At 63.8% G+C, this 15,805-nt stretch carries 18 protein-coding genes; 5 read left to right on the top strand and 13 right to left on the bottom strand.

Annotated features, from left to right (window positions below; genetic code table 11):
* Positions 1 to 173 precede the first annotated feature (173 nt).
* Positions 174 to 611 (top strand): CBS domain-containing protein, encoded by a 438-nt coding sequence (locus tag HU760_RS23745; protein WP_186674891.1) that lies wholly within the window; start codon positions 174 to 176, stop codon positions 609 to 611.
* 6 nt (positions 612 to 617) lie between these two features.
* On the opposite strand, the gene HU760_RS23740 is transcribed toward HU760_RS23745, so the two are convergent.
* From HU760_RS23740 to HU760_RS23730, 3 genes are all read right to left on the bottom strand, one after another.
* Positions 618 to 1,256 (bottom strand): NADH:ubiquinone oxidoreductase subunit N, encoded by a 639-nt coding sequence (locus HU760_RS23740; protein WP_170027760.1) that lies wholly within the window; start codon positions 1,254 to 1,256, stop codon positions 618 to 620.
* A 69-nt stretch (positions 1,257 to 1,325) separates the two neighbouring features.
* Positions 1,326 to 1,568 (bottom strand): DUF2789 domain-containing protein, encoded by a 243-nt coding sequence (locus tag HU760_RS23735; protein WP_186674890.1) that lies wholly within the window; start codon positions 1,566 to 1,568, stop codon positions 1,326 to 1,328.
* Positions 1,569 to 1,628: 60 nt separating this feature from the next.
* Complete coding sequence (locus HU760_RS23730; RefSeq protein ID WP_170027758.1) at positions 1,629 to 2,087, bottom strand: aminoacyl-tRNA deacylase; 459 nt, start codon at positions 2,085 to 2,087, stop codon at positions 1,629 to 1,631.
* A 97-nt stretch (positions 2,088 to 2,184) separates the two neighbouring features.
* Here HU760_RS23730 and HU760_RS23725 point away from each other — a divergent pair, with 97 nt between their 5' ends.
* Both HU760_RS23725 and HU760_RS23720 read left to right on the top strand, forming a co-directional pair.
* The gene (locus tag HU760_RS23725) at positions 2,185 to 3,531 is read left to right on the top strand and encodes an NfeD family protein (protein WP_186674889.1); all 1,347 of its coding nucleotides are present in this window, start codon (positions 2,185 to 2,187) and stop codon (positions 3,529 to 3,531) included.
* A gap of 2 nt (positions 3,532 to 3,533) precedes the next feature.
* Entirely contained in the window at positions 3,534 to 4,286 is a 753-nt protein-coding gene (locus HU760_RS23720) for a slipin family protein (RefSeq protein ID WP_186674888.1), read from the top strand.
* Between the two features lie 73 nt (positions 4,287 to 4,359).
* Here the strand turns inward: HU760_RS23720 and HU760_RS23715 are convergent, their stop codons facing one another.
* The 3 genes from HU760_RS23715 to HU760_RS23705 form a co-directional block, all read right to left on the bottom strand.
* Positions 4,360 to 4,992 (bottom strand): LysE family transporter, encoded by a 633-nt coding sequence (locus tag HU760_RS23715; protein ID WP_186674887.1) that lies wholly within the window; start codon positions 4,990 to 4,992, stop codon positions 4,360 to 4,362.
* Positions 4,993 to 5,109: 117 nt separating this feature from the next.
* The gene (locus HU760_RS23710; RefSeq protein WP_186674886.1) at positions 5,110 to 5,697 is read right to left on the bottom strand and encodes a mechanosensitive ion channel family protein; all 588 of its coding nucleotides are present in this window, start codon (positions 5,695 to 5,697) and stop codon (positions 5,110 to 5,112) included.
* Positions 5,697 to 7,607 (bottom strand): ATP-binding cassette domain-containing protein, encoded by a 1,911-nt coding sequence (locus tag HU760_RS23705; RefSeq protein WP_186674885.1) that lies wholly within the window; start codon positions 7,605 to 7,607, stop codon positions 5,697 to 5,699. The genes HU760_RS23710 and HU760_RS23705 overlap by 1 nt, the downstream gene beginning before the upstream one ends.
* A 50-nt stretch (positions 7,608 to 7,657) precedes the next feature.
* On the opposite strand from HU760_RS23705, the gene HU760_RS23700 reads away from it, so the two are divergent.
* Positions 7,658 to 8,140: a TIGR02444 family protein gene (locus HU760_RS23700; RefSeq protein WP_186674884.1), complete on the top strand. Its 483-nt coding sequence runs from the start codon at positions 7,658 to 7,660 to the stop codon at positions 8,138 to 8,140.
* Here HU760_RS23700 and HU760_RS23695 read toward each other — a convergent pair.
* The gene (locus HU760_RS23695; RefSeq protein ID WP_186674883.1) at positions 8,116 to 9,210 is read right to left on the bottom strand and encodes an AlgP family protein; all 1,095 of its coding nucleotides are present in this window, start codon (positions 9,208 to 9,210) and stop codon (positions 8,116 to 8,118) included. The two genes, HU760_RS23700 and HU760_RS23695, sit on opposite strands and share 25 nt — an antisense overlap.
* A gap of 375 nt (positions 9,211 to 9,585) precedes the next feature.
* Between HU760_RS23695 and HU760_RS23690 the strand changes: the two genes are divergently transcribed.
* Positions 9,586 to 10,224, top strand: coding sequence for an FKBP-type peptidyl-prolyl cis-trans isomerase (locus tag HU760_RS23690; RefSeq protein WP_186674882.1), 639 nt, complete (start codon positions 9,586 to 9,588; stop codon positions 10,222 to 10,224).
* 9 nt (positions 10,225 to 10,233) lie between these two features.
* Here HU760_RS23690 and rsd read toward each other — a convergent pair whose 3' ends face one another.
* From rsd to hemC, 6 genes are all read right to left on the bottom strand, one after another.
* A complete protein-coding gene (rsd, locus tag HU760_RS23685) occupies positions 10,234 to 10,704 on the bottom strand; it encodes a sigma D regulator (protein WP_186674881.1) in 471 nt (156 codons plus the stop codon).
* Positions 10,705 to 10,935: 231 nt separating this feature from the next.
* Positions 10,936 to 11,442: a disulfide bond formation protein B gene (locus tag HU760_RS23680; protein WP_186674880.1), complete on the bottom strand. Its 507-nt coding sequence runs from the start codon at positions 11,440 to 11,442 to the stop codon at positions 10,936 to 10,938.
* Positions 11,443 to 11,663: 221 nt separating this feature from the next.
* Positions 11,664 to 12,902: a heme biosynthesis protein HemY gene (locus HU760_RS23675; RefSeq protein ID WP_186674879.1), complete on the bottom strand. Its 1,239-nt coding sequence runs from the start codon at positions 12,900 to 12,902 to the stop codon at positions 11,664 to 11,666.
* Positions 12,899 to 13,999, bottom strand: a complete 1,101-nt coding sequence (locus tag HU760_RS23670) for a uroporphyrinogen-III C-methyltransferase (RefSeq protein WP_186674878.1) — start codon at positions 13,997 to 13,999, stop codon at positions 12,899 to 12,901. The genes HU760_RS23675 and HU760_RS23670 overlap by 4 nt, the downstream gene beginning before the upstream one ends.
* 45 nt (positions 14,000 to 14,044) lie before the next feature.
* Positions 14,045 to 14,812 carry a uroporphyrinogen-III synthase gene (locus tag HU760_RS23665; RefSeq protein ID WP_186674877.1) on the bottom strand — a complete coding sequence of 256 codons (768 nt, stop codon included), beginning with the start codon at positions 14,810 to 14,812 and terminating at the stop codon, positions 14,045 to 14,047.
* Positions 14,809 to 15,750 carry a hydroxymethylbilane synthase gene (gene hemC / locus HU760_RS23660; RefSeq protein ID WP_186674876.1) on the bottom strand — a complete coding sequence of 314 codons (942 nt, stop codon included), beginning with the start codon at positions 15,748 to 15,750 and terminating at the stop codon, positions 14,809 to 14,811. The genes HU760_RS23665 and hemC overlap by 4 nt, the downstream gene beginning before the upstream one ends.
* Positions 15,751 to 15,805: the final 55 nt, after the last annotated feature.

The raw sequence follows: 15,805 nt of genomic DNA, 5'->3' as shown, positions 1-15,805 counted from the left end.
GCCAGCTGTACCAGCCTCTTCGCGGCTGAAGCCACGAAGAGGCTGGTACAGGCAACCTACCCTCATGACGTTTTTCAATCGCCTCCATGCCGTTTCCTGCATTGCCGTGCAGAGCGCCGTGCCGGATGCTTTATTTACTCCGAGACATGGCTTTTCCACCCGCAGAGGCTCGTATGAAGACCGTCGAACAAATCCTCAAGACCAAGTCCCAGCACCAGACCGTTTACACCATCGGCCCGGATGACTCGGTACTCGACGCCCTGAAACTGCTGGCGGAGAAAAACGTCGGTGCGCTGCCCGTGGTCGAGGGCAACCAGGTGGTGGGTATCGTCAGTGAACGGGACTATGCACGCAAACTGGTGCTCAAGGGCCGCTCCTCCGCCGCCACGCCGGTGCGCGAGATCATGAGCGCGCCGGTAGTGACGGTGGAGCCGAAGCAGAACCTCGAGTACTGCATGAACCTGATGACCAACCGCCACCTGCGCCACCTGCCGGTGGTCAGCAATGGCGAGTTGCTCGGCCTGCTGTCGATCGGTGACCTGGTCAAGGAAACCATTGCCGAACAGGCCCGCCTGATCCTGCAACTGGAGCAGTACATCCGCGGCGAATGAACGAACTCAATGGTAAGCGCGCTCCAGCTCGTCCAGCTGATGATCGAAGCTGCGCAGGCGTGCCGACCAGGTGTACACCAGTACTTCCAGGTCACGATTGAGCACGGCGGTGTTGCCGTGGCCGCTGCGGGTGGGCTCGCCCAGGTCCAGCTGGTAGCGCTCACGGGCCATTGCCTGGGCAACGCTGGACAGGTCGCGGGCATTGGCCAGCCAGTGGTGATGATGGTCATGAATCTCGCGGTCGAGCGCCCTGCACTGGCGTTTCAGGGCATCCAGGCTCTGCTCCAGCGGGGTGCCCTTCAGCTCGCCCATGACTTCTTCGAAAGTGCGCCCGGAATGCCAGTAGCTGCCCCAGAAATAGCGATCGAACACCGTTTCGACGCGGCGCAGCGCGACCTTGGTGTTCCAGATGGTCAGCAACGTTCGCCCCTGCACCACTTCGCGTTTGTTCAGGTGCAATTGCTGCCAGGCGATCCAGGCCAGGGCCACCAGGGCCACCGCCACGGTGACTGCGGCAGCGGCATACAGAAAATGCACGGCCTGGTTCATCTGTTGCGTCTGCCTGATGCCATAGAAGTAACTGGCCGTCAGGGTGCCCAGGATCGTCACGGAGCACCAGAAGCCCGGTGCGTAGGGATCTTTCATCGCGCTATCCCCTTGTTGTTTTCCTGAGCATAGCAACGGCCAATCACTCGTCAGGCACCACTCGGCGCTTTATTTCTTGCTTGGGTGCAGCGCCTCGTTGAGTTGGTCGATCATCGGAATCCAGTCGTCATCCGCAATGTATTTCTCGACCAGGAAATCGCGCTGTGCATCATTCCAGAAAGGCGCATCAACCAGTTTGACATCGTCATCGAGCGGCGAATGGGTGCTGATGAAACGGTCGATCTCGACCGGATCGTCAGACAACCCCAACTGCTTGAAAATCTCCGACAAAGGATGAATCGGCTTGTCCATGGTTCCTCCTCGGCGCCGGGCCGGTCGTCGACGATGCCGGCCCGGCATGGGTTGAGAGCATCAACTGAGCTCGCACACTTCGGCGCGCGGCACCAGCTTCAGGTATTGCTCCATGCTCATGTGAATCAGATGATCGTGATCACCCGCCTCCAGGTAGACATCGCCTTGGCGGGTAAGACTCGAATCAAGCAACATCTTTATCTGGTAGGCATCGCCAAGCGCCGGCACGGCACCGCGTTCGCAGTCGCCGAACAGGCTCGGCAGGCCGCTCTCGCGGGTCAGTTGCCAGGCCCCGGACATGCGCACCTTGCTCATGTCCAGATGCCGGTTGGCCGGCAACACGGCCATGATGTAGTTGCCATGACGGTCATCCAGCACCACCGACTTGGCAACCCGCTCGGCGGGTACGCCGGCGGTGCGGGCCGATTCCAGGCTGGTGGCCGAATGAGGATGGGGAATGATGTCGTAGTCGCAGTTGGCCTTGTTCAGGCGATCCTGCAGGGTCTTTGCCATACGCATGATGCACCTCCGGTTTCGCCCCCCAATGTCCAATTTTAGGCCGGGAACCGACTGGCAGGGCTAAACTTGTGCAATACAACACACGAGGTGACGACAGGTGATCGCCCGCTGCTGGCGCTGGCTGTTGCTGCTGTTGCTGCTTGGCATCACGCCTGGCGGCCAGGCCGCGCCCGGTGCAGTGTGGGTGCTGGGCATCGATGATGCCATCGGCCCGGCCAGCGCCGACTATCTGGTGCGTAGCCTTGGCCAAGCCCAGGAACAAGGTGCGCAATTGGTGGTTATCCGCATGGATACCCCGGGCGGGCTGGACAGCGCCATGCGCCAGATGATCAAGGCGATTCTCGCCAGCCCGGTGCCGGTCGCCACCTTCGTTGCCCCAAGCGGGGCCCGCGCCGCCAGCGCCGGCACCTACATTCTCTACGCCAGCCACATCGCTGCCATGGCACCAGGGACCAACCTGGGGGCCGCCACGCCAGTACAGATCGGCGGCCCACCCGGCCCTGCCAGGGAGGACAAGGCCAAAGGCAGCGATGACGAAACCCTCGCGCGCAAGCAGGTCAATGATGCGGCGGCCTACATGCGTGGCCTGGCGCAGCTGCGCGGGCGCAACGCCGATTGGGCGGAGAAGGCCGTGCGCGAGGCAGTGAGCCTGTCCGCCAGCGAGGCCTTGCGACTGAACGTGATCAATCAGGTAGCCGATGACCTGCCCGGGCTGCTGCGCAAGCTCGATGGCCAAACCCTAACCGTCGCGGGCCAGGCCCGCCAGCTGCAGACTGCCGGCGCCAGCCTGGTCGAGCACCTGCCGGACTGGCGTACACGGGTACTGGCGGTAATCACCAACCCCAGCGTGGCGCTGATCCTGATCATGGTCGGCGTTTACGGCCTGCTGTTCGAGTTCATGAACCCTGGCTCGACGGTCGGTGGCGTGGTTGGCGGCATCTGTTTGTTGCTGGCCCTGTATGCGCTGCAGCTGTTGCCGGTGAGTTTTGCCGGGGTGGCGCTGATATTGCTCGGCATCGCCTTCATGATCGGCGAGGCCTTCTTGCCCAGTTTCGGCGTGGTCGGCTTTGGCGGCATCGTCGCTTTCGTGGTGGGCGCGCTGATCCTGATCGACACCGACGCCCCTGGCTTCGGCATTCCACTGGCCTTGATCGGCACCCTGGCGTTGCTCTCGGCATTGCTGATTGGCGGGGTGATGGGCATGGCCCTCAAGGCCCGACGACGGGCGTTGGTCAGCGGCGACGCCGGCCTGGTCGGCAGCCTGGTCACGGTCACCGGGGTACTGGCCGGCAACCCGTTCTGCGGCGTGGTCCTGGCCCAGGGCGAACAATGGCAGGTGCAGTGTGCAACGCCGCTGCAACCAGGCCAGAGCGTGCGGGTAACGGCACGCCATGGCGTCATGCTGCAAGTGAGCGCCGCCGCCCCCGCGGCGCAAGGAGAGTGACCATGTTCATGCAACTGGGTTTCGGCGCGGTGCTGGTCGTGCTGCTGATGCTGTTGCTATCGGCATTCCGCATCCTGCGCGAGTACGAGCGCGCAGTGGTGTTCCAGCTGGGGCGTTTCTGGCAGGTGAAGGGGCCGGGGCTGATCCTGTTGATTCCGGTGGTACAGCAAATGGTGCGGGTCGACCTGCGCACGGTGGTGCTGGATGTGCCACCGCAGGACGTGATCACCCGCGACAACGTCTCGGTCAAGGTCAATGCCGTGGTCTATTTTCGCGTGCTGGACCCACAGAAGGCGATCATCCAGGTCGAGGATTTCCTGGTGGCGACCAGCCAGCTGGCCCAGACCACGTTGCGTGCGGTGCTGGGCAAGCACGAACTGGATGAGTTGCTGGCCGAACGCGAACAGCTGAACGTGGACATCCGCCAGGTGCTGGACGCACAAACCGATGCCTGGGGCATCAAGGTGGCCAACGTCGAGATCAAGCACGTCGACCTCAATGAGTCGATGGTGCGCGCCATTGCCCGCCAGGCCGAGGCCGAGCGCGAACGGCGCGCCAAGGTAATCCATGCAGAAGGTGAATTGCAGGCTTCGGAGAAGCTGATGCAGGCGGCACAGATGCTGAGCAAGGAGCCGGGAGCGATGCAGCTGCGCTATATGCAGACACTGGGGGCGATTGCCGGGGACAAGAGCTCTACCATCGTCTTTCCGCTGCCGGTGGAGTTGCTCAAGGGGTTGGTGGACAAGCCGAAATAGCGAAGGCCGCTACGCGATCCCTGGGCGAGCGGCCTTGTGTCGCGACAGGGCTGCAAAGCAACCCCTGGGTCTGTCAGATTGGCGCGCGGCGCAGGGTGGCCAGGAAGGTAGCCGCACCAATGAACAACCCGGCAAAGGTCCGGTTCAGGCGCTTCTGCTGCCTGGGCGTACGCAGCAGGCGAAGTACCCGCGCAGCCAAGCCGGTGTAGCCTGCCATTACCAGCATGTCGACGGCGACCATGGTCACGGTGATAGCCACATACTGCGGCAGCAGCGGGGCATGCGGGTTGATGAACTGCGGCAGCACTGCCAGCATGAACACCAGTGCTTTGGGGTTGCTGACGTTGACCAGGAAGCCACGGAATACCAGGCTCAGTGGCTTGCCGATCGGTCGCACGCCGGACTCATCGCTCATGTCCATCGGCAGGGCACGCCACTGCTTGTAGGCCAGGTACACGAGATAAGCGACACCGAACCATTTGATGATATGGAAAGCCGTGGCCGAAGCGGCCAGGACGGCACCGACGCCGGCGGCGATGATGGCGATTTGCACAATCAGGCCCAGCTGCAAGCCCAGGGCGTTCCAGTAACCACGCCAGAAACCGTATTGCAGGCCGCTGGACATCGAGGCAATTGCCCCGGCGCCGGGTGAAAGGCTGATCACCCAACAGGCGGCAAAGAAGCCCAACCATACTTCCATCGACATCGCACACCTCGCTCGCACATATGCTGCAAAACGTTAAGCTAAGGCGTTGATGAAAAAATAACCAGCAGATTTTGCAGGATTTGGATTGCCTGTACCCGCAAAGAGGCCGGTACAGGTTCAGTCAGCCTCGACCGACGCATCTTGATGCATCGCCTGCACCTCTGTCCCGCGCCAGCGCCGCACTGACTTCTGGAAAAACTGGCTGTTCGGCACCTGTACCAGCGCCCCACCCGCCTCGGGCATTTCCAGCAGGGTGGTGAACAGCAGGTTGATGGCGATGACCCGGCCCTTTACGCCCGGCTTGTCGAGGGTGTCGACCAGTTCGACCACATCACCGATGCGAAACGGCCCGACCGTGAAGATCAGCACCGCGCAAAGCAGGTTGGACAGCACGCTCCAGATGGCGAAGAAGGCCACCGCCGCTACCGCGACGAAACCGGACAATGCTGTCCACAGTACGGTCGCCGATACACCCAGGCGCTCCAGCACGAACAGCAGCGCGCTGCCCATGATCAGCCAGCGCAGGCCACCACGCACCGGTACCAGCAACTCCGGCGGCAGCGGATAACGCTGGCCCAGGCGGCTCAGCCCACGGGCAATAATGCGTTGCAGGACGAACGCCGCGATCAGGATCAGCAGAATCTGCAGGCCTAGCCAGAAGGTGTCCATCCATTGCCCTGGCAGCAGCGAACGCAGTTCCTCCATCAGGACAGTGCCTCGAGCTCTGCCTGCATGCTTTCGAGGGTTTCCAGCGCTTCCATCCAGGCCTCCTCCAGTTCGCCCTCGCGCTGCTTGAGCCTGGTCTGGCGCGCCAGCAGCTCACGCAGTTCATCCTTGCGCGCCGCATCGTAGAGGCCGCCATCACCCAGCGCGGTTTCGATCTCAGCCAGCTGCGCGTGCACCTGGTTGAGCTCGGTCTCGAGCTTGTCGGCGGCCTTCTTGTGCGGAGCCAGTTGCTGGCGCAAGGCTGCGGCAGCCTGGCGCTGGGCTTTCTTGTCGGTCTTGTCCGGGTTGACCGGGGCGCTACTGGCCGGCGCACTGCGCTGGCGGTACTCGACCAGCCAGCGGCTGTAGTCGTCCAGGTCACCGTCGAAGGTATCGACCTTGCCGTCGGCCACCAACAGGAAGTCGTCGGTGGTGCTCTTGAGCAGGTGACGGTCGTGGGACACCACCACTACAGCACCGGCGAACTCTTGCAGGGCCATGGTCAGTGCCAGGCGCATTTCCAGGTCGAGGTGGTTGGTCGGTTCGTCAAGCAGCAGCAGGTTCGGCCGCTCCCAGGCAATCAGCGCCAGCGCCAGACGGGCCTTTTCGCCACCGGAGAAGTTCACTACCGGCTCGTCGACACGGTCGCCATGGAAGTCGAAACCACCAAGGAAATCGCGCAGGGTCTGCTCACGTTCGGCAGGGGCGATGCGCTGCAGGTGCAGCAGCGGGCTGGCCTTGTCGTCCAGCGAGTCCAGCTGATGCTGGGCGAAGTAACCCACTGCCAGGTTCTCGCCACGTACCAGGCGGCCCGACAGCGGCTCAAGCTCGCCTGCCAGGTTCTTGATCAAGGTCGATTTGCCGGCACCGTTGGGGCCGAGCAGACCGATGCGTGCCCCTGGAGTGAGCTGCAGCTTGACCTTGTCGAGAATGGCCTTGTCACCGTAGCCCAGGCGGCCTTCGGACAGGCTCAGCAACGGGCTGGAAATCTTCTGCGACTCGCGGAAGACAAAGTCGAACGGCGAATCAACGTGCGCCGCCGACAGCTCCTCCATGCGCTCCAGGGCCTTGATTCGGCTCTGGGCCTGGCGGGCCTTGGTGGCCTGGGCCTTGAAGCGGGCAATGTACTTTTCCATGTGCGCGCGCTGCGCCTGCTGCTTCTCGTAAGCCTGCTGCTGCTGCGCCAGGCGCTCGGCACGGGTGCGCTCGAAGGCGGTGTAGCCGCCCTTGTACAGGTTCAGCTTGCGTTGCTCGACGTGCAGCACATGGTCGACCACGGCATCAAGGAAGTCGCGGTCGTGAGAGATCAACAACAGGGTGCCGGGGTAACCCTTGAGCCAGTCCTCCAGCCACAGGATCGCGTCCAGGTCCAGGTGGTTGGTGGGCTCGTCGAGCAGCAACAGGTCGGACGGGCACATCAGCGCCTGGGCCAGGTTCAGGCGCATCCGCCAGCCACCGGAGAAGTCGCCGACGCGGCGGTCCATCTGCTCGTTGGTGAAGCCCAGGCCGGCCAACAGCTTGCGGGCACGGGCATCAGCGGTATAACCGTCAGCACTTTCCAGCTCACTGTGCAGGCGCGCCAGGGCCGTGCCGTCATGCGCCTGCTCGGCTGCAGCCAGCTCGGCCTGGACCTTGCGCAGGCGCGCGTCGCCGTCGAGCACATAATCCACAGCCAGGCGGTCGAGCGTGTCTACCTCCTGGCGCATGTGGGCGATGCGCCAGTCTCCGGGCAGTTGGCAATCGCCGGCATCGGGCGACAGCTCACCGCGCAGCAAGGCGAACAGGCTGGATTTTCCGGCACCGTTGGCGCCGATCAGGCCGGCCTTGTGACCGGCGTGCAGGGTCATCTCGGCGCCTTCTAGCAAGCGCTGCGGACCACGCTGTAAAGTGAGGTTGGATAGTCTGATCATGATGGTCGCGGAGTCTACCAGCTTCCTCGGCCCATAGCGCGAGTGGAACCATGCACACCGACCTGTGGAATCACGCCCTGGCCCTGTATGCCAGGCCCGGCGTGGAAGCGGCCTGCCTCGCCTTGCAGGCCCAGGGTGGCGATGTCTGCCTGTTGCTGTGCGCAACCTGGCTGCAAGCACTTGGCGTGGCCGTGCTGGACGAGCGCGCGCAGATGTTGCGCGCGGTTGCCGAGCCCTGGCAACGTGACGTGGTCGCGCCGTTACGCAGCCTGCGCCAACAGTGGCGCGCGACAGCGCAGGGTGATGCGCAGCTGGTGGCGTTGCGTGACCAGGTCAAGCAGCTGGAACTGCAGGCGGAGAAGGCCTTGCTGGAACGCTTGCAAGCGTGTGCACAACAGTGGCCCACGGACGCTGACGTGCCCGCGGGCGACTGGCTGGCCCGGCTGGCGCCGGACCTGGTCCGCCACCACGACGCGCTGGACCAGTTGCGCGTCGCGGCGACCGCGCTTCAGGACGCCGAAGAAGGCGCCTGAACCGGGGTACTGGCGGGTGCCGAAGGTGCTACCGAAGCGGCAGGGGTGGCCGAGTTGGTTGCGACGGCCGGACTGCTGGCGGCAGGCGTAGCCGGTTTGGCTTCGGCTGGCTTGCTGGCGGCAGGTTTGGCCGCGGCTGGCTTGGCCGCCGTACGGGCTGGCGCTTTCGCAGCGACGGGTTTCGCGGCTGGCTTGCTAGCGGTGGCTTTGGCTGGTGCTGGCTTGGCAGCTGCGGTGGTCTTCGCCGCTGGCTTGGCAGCTGCAGTAGTTTTGGCCACTGGCTTGGCTGCCGGCTTGGCTGCAGCAGCGGTTTTGGCTGCTGGCTTGGCCGCCGGTTTGGCAGCCGCAGTTTTGCCCGCTGGTTTGGCTGCCGGCTTGGCTGCAGCAGTTTTGGCCGCTGGTTTGGCTGCCGGCTTGGCTGCAGCAGTTTTGGCCGCTGGCTTGGCTGCCGGCTTGGCTGCAGCAGTTTTGCCCGCTGGCTTGGCTGCCGGCTTGGCTGCAGCAGCGGTTTTGGCTGCTGGCTTGGCCGCCGGTTTGGCAGCAGCAGTTTTGGCCGCTGGTTTGGCAGTTGCAGTGGTTCTGGCTGCTGGCTTGGCTGCAGTTTTGGCAGCAGCGGTTTTCGCCGCCGGTTTGGCAGTTGCGGTGGCCTTGGCCGCTGGCTTGGCTGCAGCGCGCTGGTCAAGGGCCTTGGCTGCGGCTTCGCGAACCTTGCCTACACCTTGAGCCAGCTTGAGGCTGGCCTGGGCATCGCGCTTGAGTTGTTGAATATAGGAACGGGTCTGGGTTTGACGTTCCTTGAGAGAATCGAGCAATTCTTCCAGTTCACCAATGGCTTTATGTGCCTTGGCCTGTGCCTTGGCTTTACCTGCCTTGGCCGCGTCTTGCAGTTTCTGACGACCGCTGTGCAGTTTTTCCTGGGCCTTGCCACGCTGCTTTTCCAACTTGGCCAGCAGTTTTTCCGCATCAGCCAGCGCTTGCGAGCAGGCATCCTCCAAGTGTTCGAGCAGGCTGCCCGAAAGTTGCTGGAGCAGGTGTAACGGCGTACTTACTGGCTTCTTCTTGGCCGACATGGTTTACCTCCTGGCTGATGAGATTGCGGCTCATACTATGCTTCTGCTGCTACCGCCGCTAGGGCATGTTGACAGTATTGTTTACGCCGCGTTGCATGCCTGGGCAAAGTTGTTATCTTGCAGCTCCGAGCAAGTGTAGTTGCTGAATAAATGATTGCAGATATTCGGCAACTATCTGAACTGCGCCGTGCCCTGTAGGGGCGGCCTTGTCGCGATGGAGCGAAGCAGCCCCGGCATTATCAAATGCGATGCACAAATCCTGGGGCGCTTCGCCCCCCATCGAGACACGAGGCCGCTCCTGCAGGGCCTGCAAGTACGCACAATACAAAACTGAACACTGGCATAATTCCCTGCTCATTGACGCAGGAACTGATCATGCCTCGCTATCTAGTTTTAGGTTTATGCCTGCTGGCCCCTCTCGCCCTGGCCAACAATGATGAACACGACCTGGCCTACAGCCTTGGCGCCAGCCTGGGCGAGCGGCTGCGCCAGGAGATGCCGGACCTGGAACTGGATACATTGGTCGAAGCCCTGCGTGCGTCTTACCAAGGGCAACCGCTGAAGCTCGACAAGGCACGCATGCAGGCTGTGCTGCAGCAACATGAAGCGCAGGAAGGCGATGCCGCCGCGCAGAAACAGCAAGCTGCCGAGACACGCTTCATGGCCAACGAGCGCGGTCGTTACGGTGTACACGAACTACCGGGGGGCATGCTCTACAGCGAGCTGCAGGCAGGTACGGGCGCGCAGCCCAAAGCTGGCGGCAAGGTGCAGGTGCGTTATGTGGGCAGGCTGCCCGATGGTTCGGTATTCGACCAGAACCAGACACCCCAATGGTTCAACCTGGATTCGGTAATCGAAGGGTGGCAGGTGGCGTTGCCGCAGATGCGCACCGGCGCCAAATGGCGCCTGGTGATTCCGTCGGCGCAAGCTTATGGTGCCGAGGGTGCGGGTGATCTGATCGCACCCTACACCCCTCTGGTGTTCGAGATCGAACTGCTGGCAGTTGCTGATTGACCTGCGCCGTCAGGCCTCGACCGCGCCCTCTTCCTTGTGCGCGTTGTGCAGCACCTCGATCAGGCAGTCTTCAAGTTCGAAGCGCTCATGCAGCAGGGCTCCCAGCTTGGACAGCTTCTCGGCGAAGCGTTCGGTGTCCTTGCATTCGCCTTTATCGCAATGGTCATTGAAGGCCAGTGCAAACTGGGTGCTTTCATCAATGCGCGGATTGATCTGCGTGACCAGTTCCAGGCCTCGCGTATCACCAAACGCCTTAGCCTCACTGACCAATTGTTCGCTGACTTCGAAATGCCACGCCGAAACGTAGTCGACAAGGAGTGTGCAAAAGTCCCCGTTCGTATCCTTGTCGGCAAAGGCCGGCTTGGCGTCGCGCAATGCGCGGAAAGCCTGCACCAGTTCCTGGCGCTCCTCCAGCCAGCGATCGATCAGCTTGTGAACCCCACCCCAGCGTTCCTGAGCGTTCTGACAACTATCGAGCATGGCGATCTCTTCCCTTCTGGGTAGATGCCGCTGCACCTCGCACTACGACCGTGCAGCACAAAGGTGACATCAGCAGGACGGCATCGAGCAGTTGTGTTTTCGGTATGCGTGTTGCGAGATTATTCCCGCGCGTGCTGCCCATCAAGGTACGCAGTGGACAAAGTTCATACAAGCGTTTAATACCTTGTTACACCGCCATTGGTCGCGCTACTGGTCAAGCCTTGCGCCAGGTCAAGTTCTGGTCAGGGTGCGGAAACGATACGCCAGCAGGCAGCTCGCGGGCGGCACCGCCAGCAGCAGGAAGGCCAGCAAGCTCCACTCGGGTAGCGTCAGGTCGAGAAAACTCCAGGTCAGCGAGTTGCAGTCAGGGCCGCCGAGCAACAGTTGCCGCGCCGCTTCGCTCCAGGATTGTTGCAATACCCATGCGATCGGCAGCGGGCAGAGCGGCAGGGCATCGTCCGCTCCCTGCAACCATACGTGCCGTGCCGCCAGCAATGCTCCCGCCAGCGAACAGCCTAGCGTCGCCCGCGCATAACAGCGGACACCCTGGGAGCCCGGTGCCTGCAGCACCGCCCCGAGGCACAGTAGCGCGTATAGGCCAAGCAACAGCCGCTGGCTGAAACACAATGGACACGGCACCAACCCCAGGGCATTTTCCAGCTGAAAGGACGCGACAAGCACCGCCAGTGCGACCAGGCAGGCAGGTAGGAAAAAGGTACGCAAACGGGCCGGCAGCATGGGCGGTCAAGGTCCCGGAATGATGAAGTGGCTTGAAACGGTAGAGGAAAGGCACGCTTTGTTTCAAGGCACGACAGCAGCGACAAGTCGCTGAATCGCGAAGGAAATTTCCAGCAAATAGGTAGGAAACGTCTGAAGAAAGAGACTGCAGATCCAGCCTGCATCAATGGATAAGTTACCCGCCCCCATGGCCCGCACCTTGGCGCGGGCCATGGGTAGGGTCAGGCGCGCACGCCCTCTGGCAATGGCAGGGCCAGCAGGCGCTCATCCAGCAAGCTGAGGCCCTCCTGGAACAACTGGTTGCTACGCTCGGTCTCGCCAAGGCCGGCGAGCAGCCGGGCCAGCTCGGCGCAGGCCTCGGGGTTGCGTTCCATGCGCAGGCTGCTTTCCAGGTAGTCGCGCGCCTTGCCCCACAGGCGGTTCTGCAAGCTCAGGCGGCCCAGGGTCAGCAGCAGGCTGGCGTCTTCCGGGTGAGCCTTGAGCCAGCCTTCGGCGGTTTGCAGCTGGCGCGCCGGGTCCTCGCCACGCACCAGGCCGTACAGGCGAGCCAGGTGGCTTTCGTACTCACGCTTGAGGGCGGCGCGCAGCACTTGCTCGGCTTCACTCTGGGCGCCGACCTGGCGCAACTGCTCGGCATAGGCCAGCACCAGTTGTGGTTCCTGGCGCTGGGCCGCGGTCAGTTGCTGCCAGGCACGCTCCAAGGCCTGACGCGCACTTTGCGCATCCTCGCCCCGGGTCGAGGCCAGGCTCAGGTTCTGCCCCCAGGCACGCTGCTCCAGGGCGGACAGCTCGGCGGCCGGCAGCACCTTGCCTTTGCGCAGGTCGGGCAGCAGGCGGATCAAGGCCGACCAGTCGCCGCGCTCCTGGTACAGGCGCTGCAGCAGGCGCAGCACCTGGCTGTTGTGCGGGTGGCGTTCCTGCATGGCCAGCAGGGTTTCCAGGGCGCCATCGCTTTCACCACGGTCCATTTGCAACTGCGCATGGGTCAAGGCAATGGCCAGCTCCGCTTGCGGCTGGCGCTCCAGGGCACGCTCCAGCAAGTTGTCGCTGTCTTCAGTACGGCCTTGCTCGTTGGCGGCGCGCGCCGCACCGAGGTAGAGCAACAGCGGCTGGCGTTCGGCCTCGGCGGCCCGGTGCAGATGGCGTTGGGCGCTGGCCCAGCGGCCTTCGGCAAGGTCCAGCTGGCCCTGTTCGATGGACAAGCGAATGCGTCGGCTGCGGTTGCGCCGCGACCACGGGTTGACCACGCCGCTGGAGGTCAGCACCAGGCCGACCAGGTAGCGCAGCAGCCACAACAACACGATCACCGCCAGCAAGCCGGCCAGGGCTGCCCACAGCCCCGACTGATAGCGGAAACTGCCGTAGGAAATCAGCACATAACCGCTGTGCTTGGCGACTGCGATACCCAGCGCGGCGGCAATCACGATCGCCAGTACGGCCAGCAGGTAGACGCGCTTCATGGCTTGCCCCCTTCAGCCTCGGCCGGCAGGTGACGGCGCTGGATGTACGCCTGCACTGCAGCCAGGCTTTCGCTCAGGTCGGGGGTGACCACCGAGACCGGCTGCTCCGCCAGGGCGTTGAGGCTGTCGAGCATGGCCTTGCTTTGCGGGTTATCGGCGTTGAAGTTAGCCAGCAGCACGCTACGGGCATCGTCCAGGGCTTGGGTGTAGACCTTGGCGTCGCCGTTGAGCGCCGCCCACTGGGCCTGCTCTATTGTCAGGCTCAGGGCCAGGCGCAGCTGGTTCAACTGCTGCCCGGCCAGCAATGGGCGCACGTTGTCATCGGCGTTGAAGTCGATCTGGAAGTATTTGGAGATCTCGGCCCACCACTGCGACAGGCGGCTGGCGCCATCGCCGTCGGAGGTCAGGGCACCGAGCGCATCGGCATTGCTGGCGAACTCTGGCGACTGGGCGCTGAGCTGCTGCACCAGCTCGCGCTGCGCGGCCAGTTTCAGAAACAGGCCAGTACGGTCCGGTTGCTGCGTGCTGTTGAGCGTGGCCAGACTACGCGCCAGCTGCTCGCGGGCGGCGAAGGCGCCGGGGTCGCTCTGTTCACGCAGGATCTCGTCAGCACCCTCGACCAGCGCTTTGGCACTGGTGATGTCCTGCAGCGCCGACAGGCGCAGGGTGGCCAGGCGCAGCAAGTGCTCGGCCTCGGCCAGGCGCCATTCCTTGCGGCTTTCACCCAGCACGGTTTCCAGGCGCTGGCTAAGGCGTTGCTGGTCGCCTTGCAGCTGCGCCACCAGGCGGCGGCGGTCTTCCAGCTCGCTGGCAGCCGGCAGGCTGGCCAGTTGCGCGCTGATCTGCTGTTCACGCTGCTGCAGGGCTTCGGCGCGTCGGTTCAGCGCCTCGATGTGCTGGCCCTGGTTGAATTCGCTGCCTTGCAGTTGACGCACCTGCCAGACACCCCAGCCACCTACCGCGACCCCGGCCGCACCCAGCAGCAGGGCCAGCGTTGCCAGACCACTGCCGGAGCGCTTGGCAGGCGGGACGGTGACGGGTTCCGCCGGCGCCTGTGCCGACGGCTGATCGTTTTTGGACAAGACAGTCTCGCTCACGTATCCATCCTTTGCATGGGGGCGCACCGCGTTCAGCTTAGCGCCTTAGGAGGCAGGTGCAGCGCTGCGCTGCACGGCTGCCAGCAAGGCCGTGGCACTGGCGCCACGGCAATCCACAACCTGTTGGGCCCCGGCGGCCCTGGCCTGTTCGGCGACCCGCGGGCTGGGCACGAACAGCGGCAGGCGTGCCAGCTGCGGCCAATCGGCGCCGGCCATTTGCTGCAAGTGCTCAAAACCCTGCCCACTGCTGACCACCAGGCCATTGAGGCGTTCCGCTTCGATGCGGCGCATCAAGGTGCCCGGCGGGTAATCCGGCAGGCAACGACGATACAGTTCCAGATAATCGACACTAGCACCTTGCTCTGCAAGACGCTCTGCCAGCAGTTCGCGACCTCCGACCCCGCGCACGATCAAGATGCGCGGCGTCGGTACGGCTACAGCCTGGCGCAGGGCTGGCAGCGCCAGCAAGGCTTCGCTGTCATCGCCAGCCGATGGGACGTTAACTGCCAGGCCCGCCGCCTGCAGCACCGCCGCGGTCGCTTCGCCCACAGTGAACCAGCCTTGTCGTGGCGGCTGCAGGCCGGCCTGGGCCAGTTGTTCGAGCAATAACCTGGCGGCCGGTTTGCTGACCACGATGATTGCCTGGAAACCCGACAGACCCTCCAGAAATCGGCGCTGGCGGTTATCCACAACCACGGGCTCGATCGCCAGCAGCGGCAGGCAGCTACTGCCCACCCCCGCCACCGCCAGGCTTTGCGCCAAAGCTGCGCAGTCTTCGGCAGGCCGGGTCAGCAACAGGCGCCATGGGCTCACGGGTGGCCGGCCTCGCCGTAGACTTCCTTGAGGATGGCCTCGGCGCCCTGCCCCAGCAGATCTTCGGCGACCTGCACGCCGAGCACCTCGGCGTTGCCACGAGGCGCCCGGGCTTCCGCCACCAGCAGGGTGCCGCCGCTGGGCTGGCCGACCAGGCCACGCAGCCACAACTGGTCACCTTCCAGCACCGCGTAGCAGGCGATTGGTACCTGGCAGCCGCCATTCAGGCGTTTGTTCAGGGCGCGCTCGGCCACTACCCGGTCGGCGGTGTCGACATGGTGCAGCGGTGCCAGCAGCGCATGGATCTCGCGATCGGCGCTGCGGCATTCGATGCCCACCGCACCCTGGCCACCCGCTGGCAGGCTGTCATCGACGCTGATGGTGGAGGTGATGCGGTCTTCGAAGCCCAGGCGGATCAGGCCGGCGGCGGCGAGGATGATGGCGTCGTACTCACCGGCATCCAGCTTGGCCAGGCGGGTGTTGACGTTGCCGCGCAGGAAGCGGATCTGCAAGTCGGGGCGGCGCGCCAGCAACTGGGCCTGACGGCGCAGGCTGGAGGTGCCGACGATGCTGCCGGCCGGCAGTGCTTCGAGGCTGGCAAAGCGGTTGGAGACAAAGGCGTCACGCGGGTCTTCGCGCTCGCAGATGCAGTACAGGCCCAGGCCTTCGGGGAAGTCCATGGGCACGTCCTTCATCGAATGCACGGCGATGTCGGCTTCATTGTCCAGCAGGGCGGTTTCCAGTTCCTTGACGAACAGGCCCTTGCCGCCGATCTTCGCCAGGGGTGCGTCGAGCAGCTTGTCACCGCGGCTGACCATGGGCACCAGGGTCACTAGCAGACCAGGATGAGCCTGCTCGATGCGGGCTTTGACGTATTCGGCCTGCCACAGGGCCAAGGCACTTTTACGGGTGGCGATGCGGATTTCGCGAGTGGACATGGAACGCCCCAATCCAGAGAAATGCTGCGGATGATAACAGCATCGCCGCTATCGC

It is taken from the genome of Pseudomonas oryzicola (assembly GCF_014269185.2).
Classification (GTDB): Bacteria; Pseudomonadota; Gammaproteobacteria; order Pseudomonadales; family Pseudomonadaceae; genus Aquipseudomonas; species Aquipseudomonas oryzicola.
Note: the sequence above shows the minus strand (reverse complement) of the source record. Positions and strands in the feature narration are given on the sequence as shown.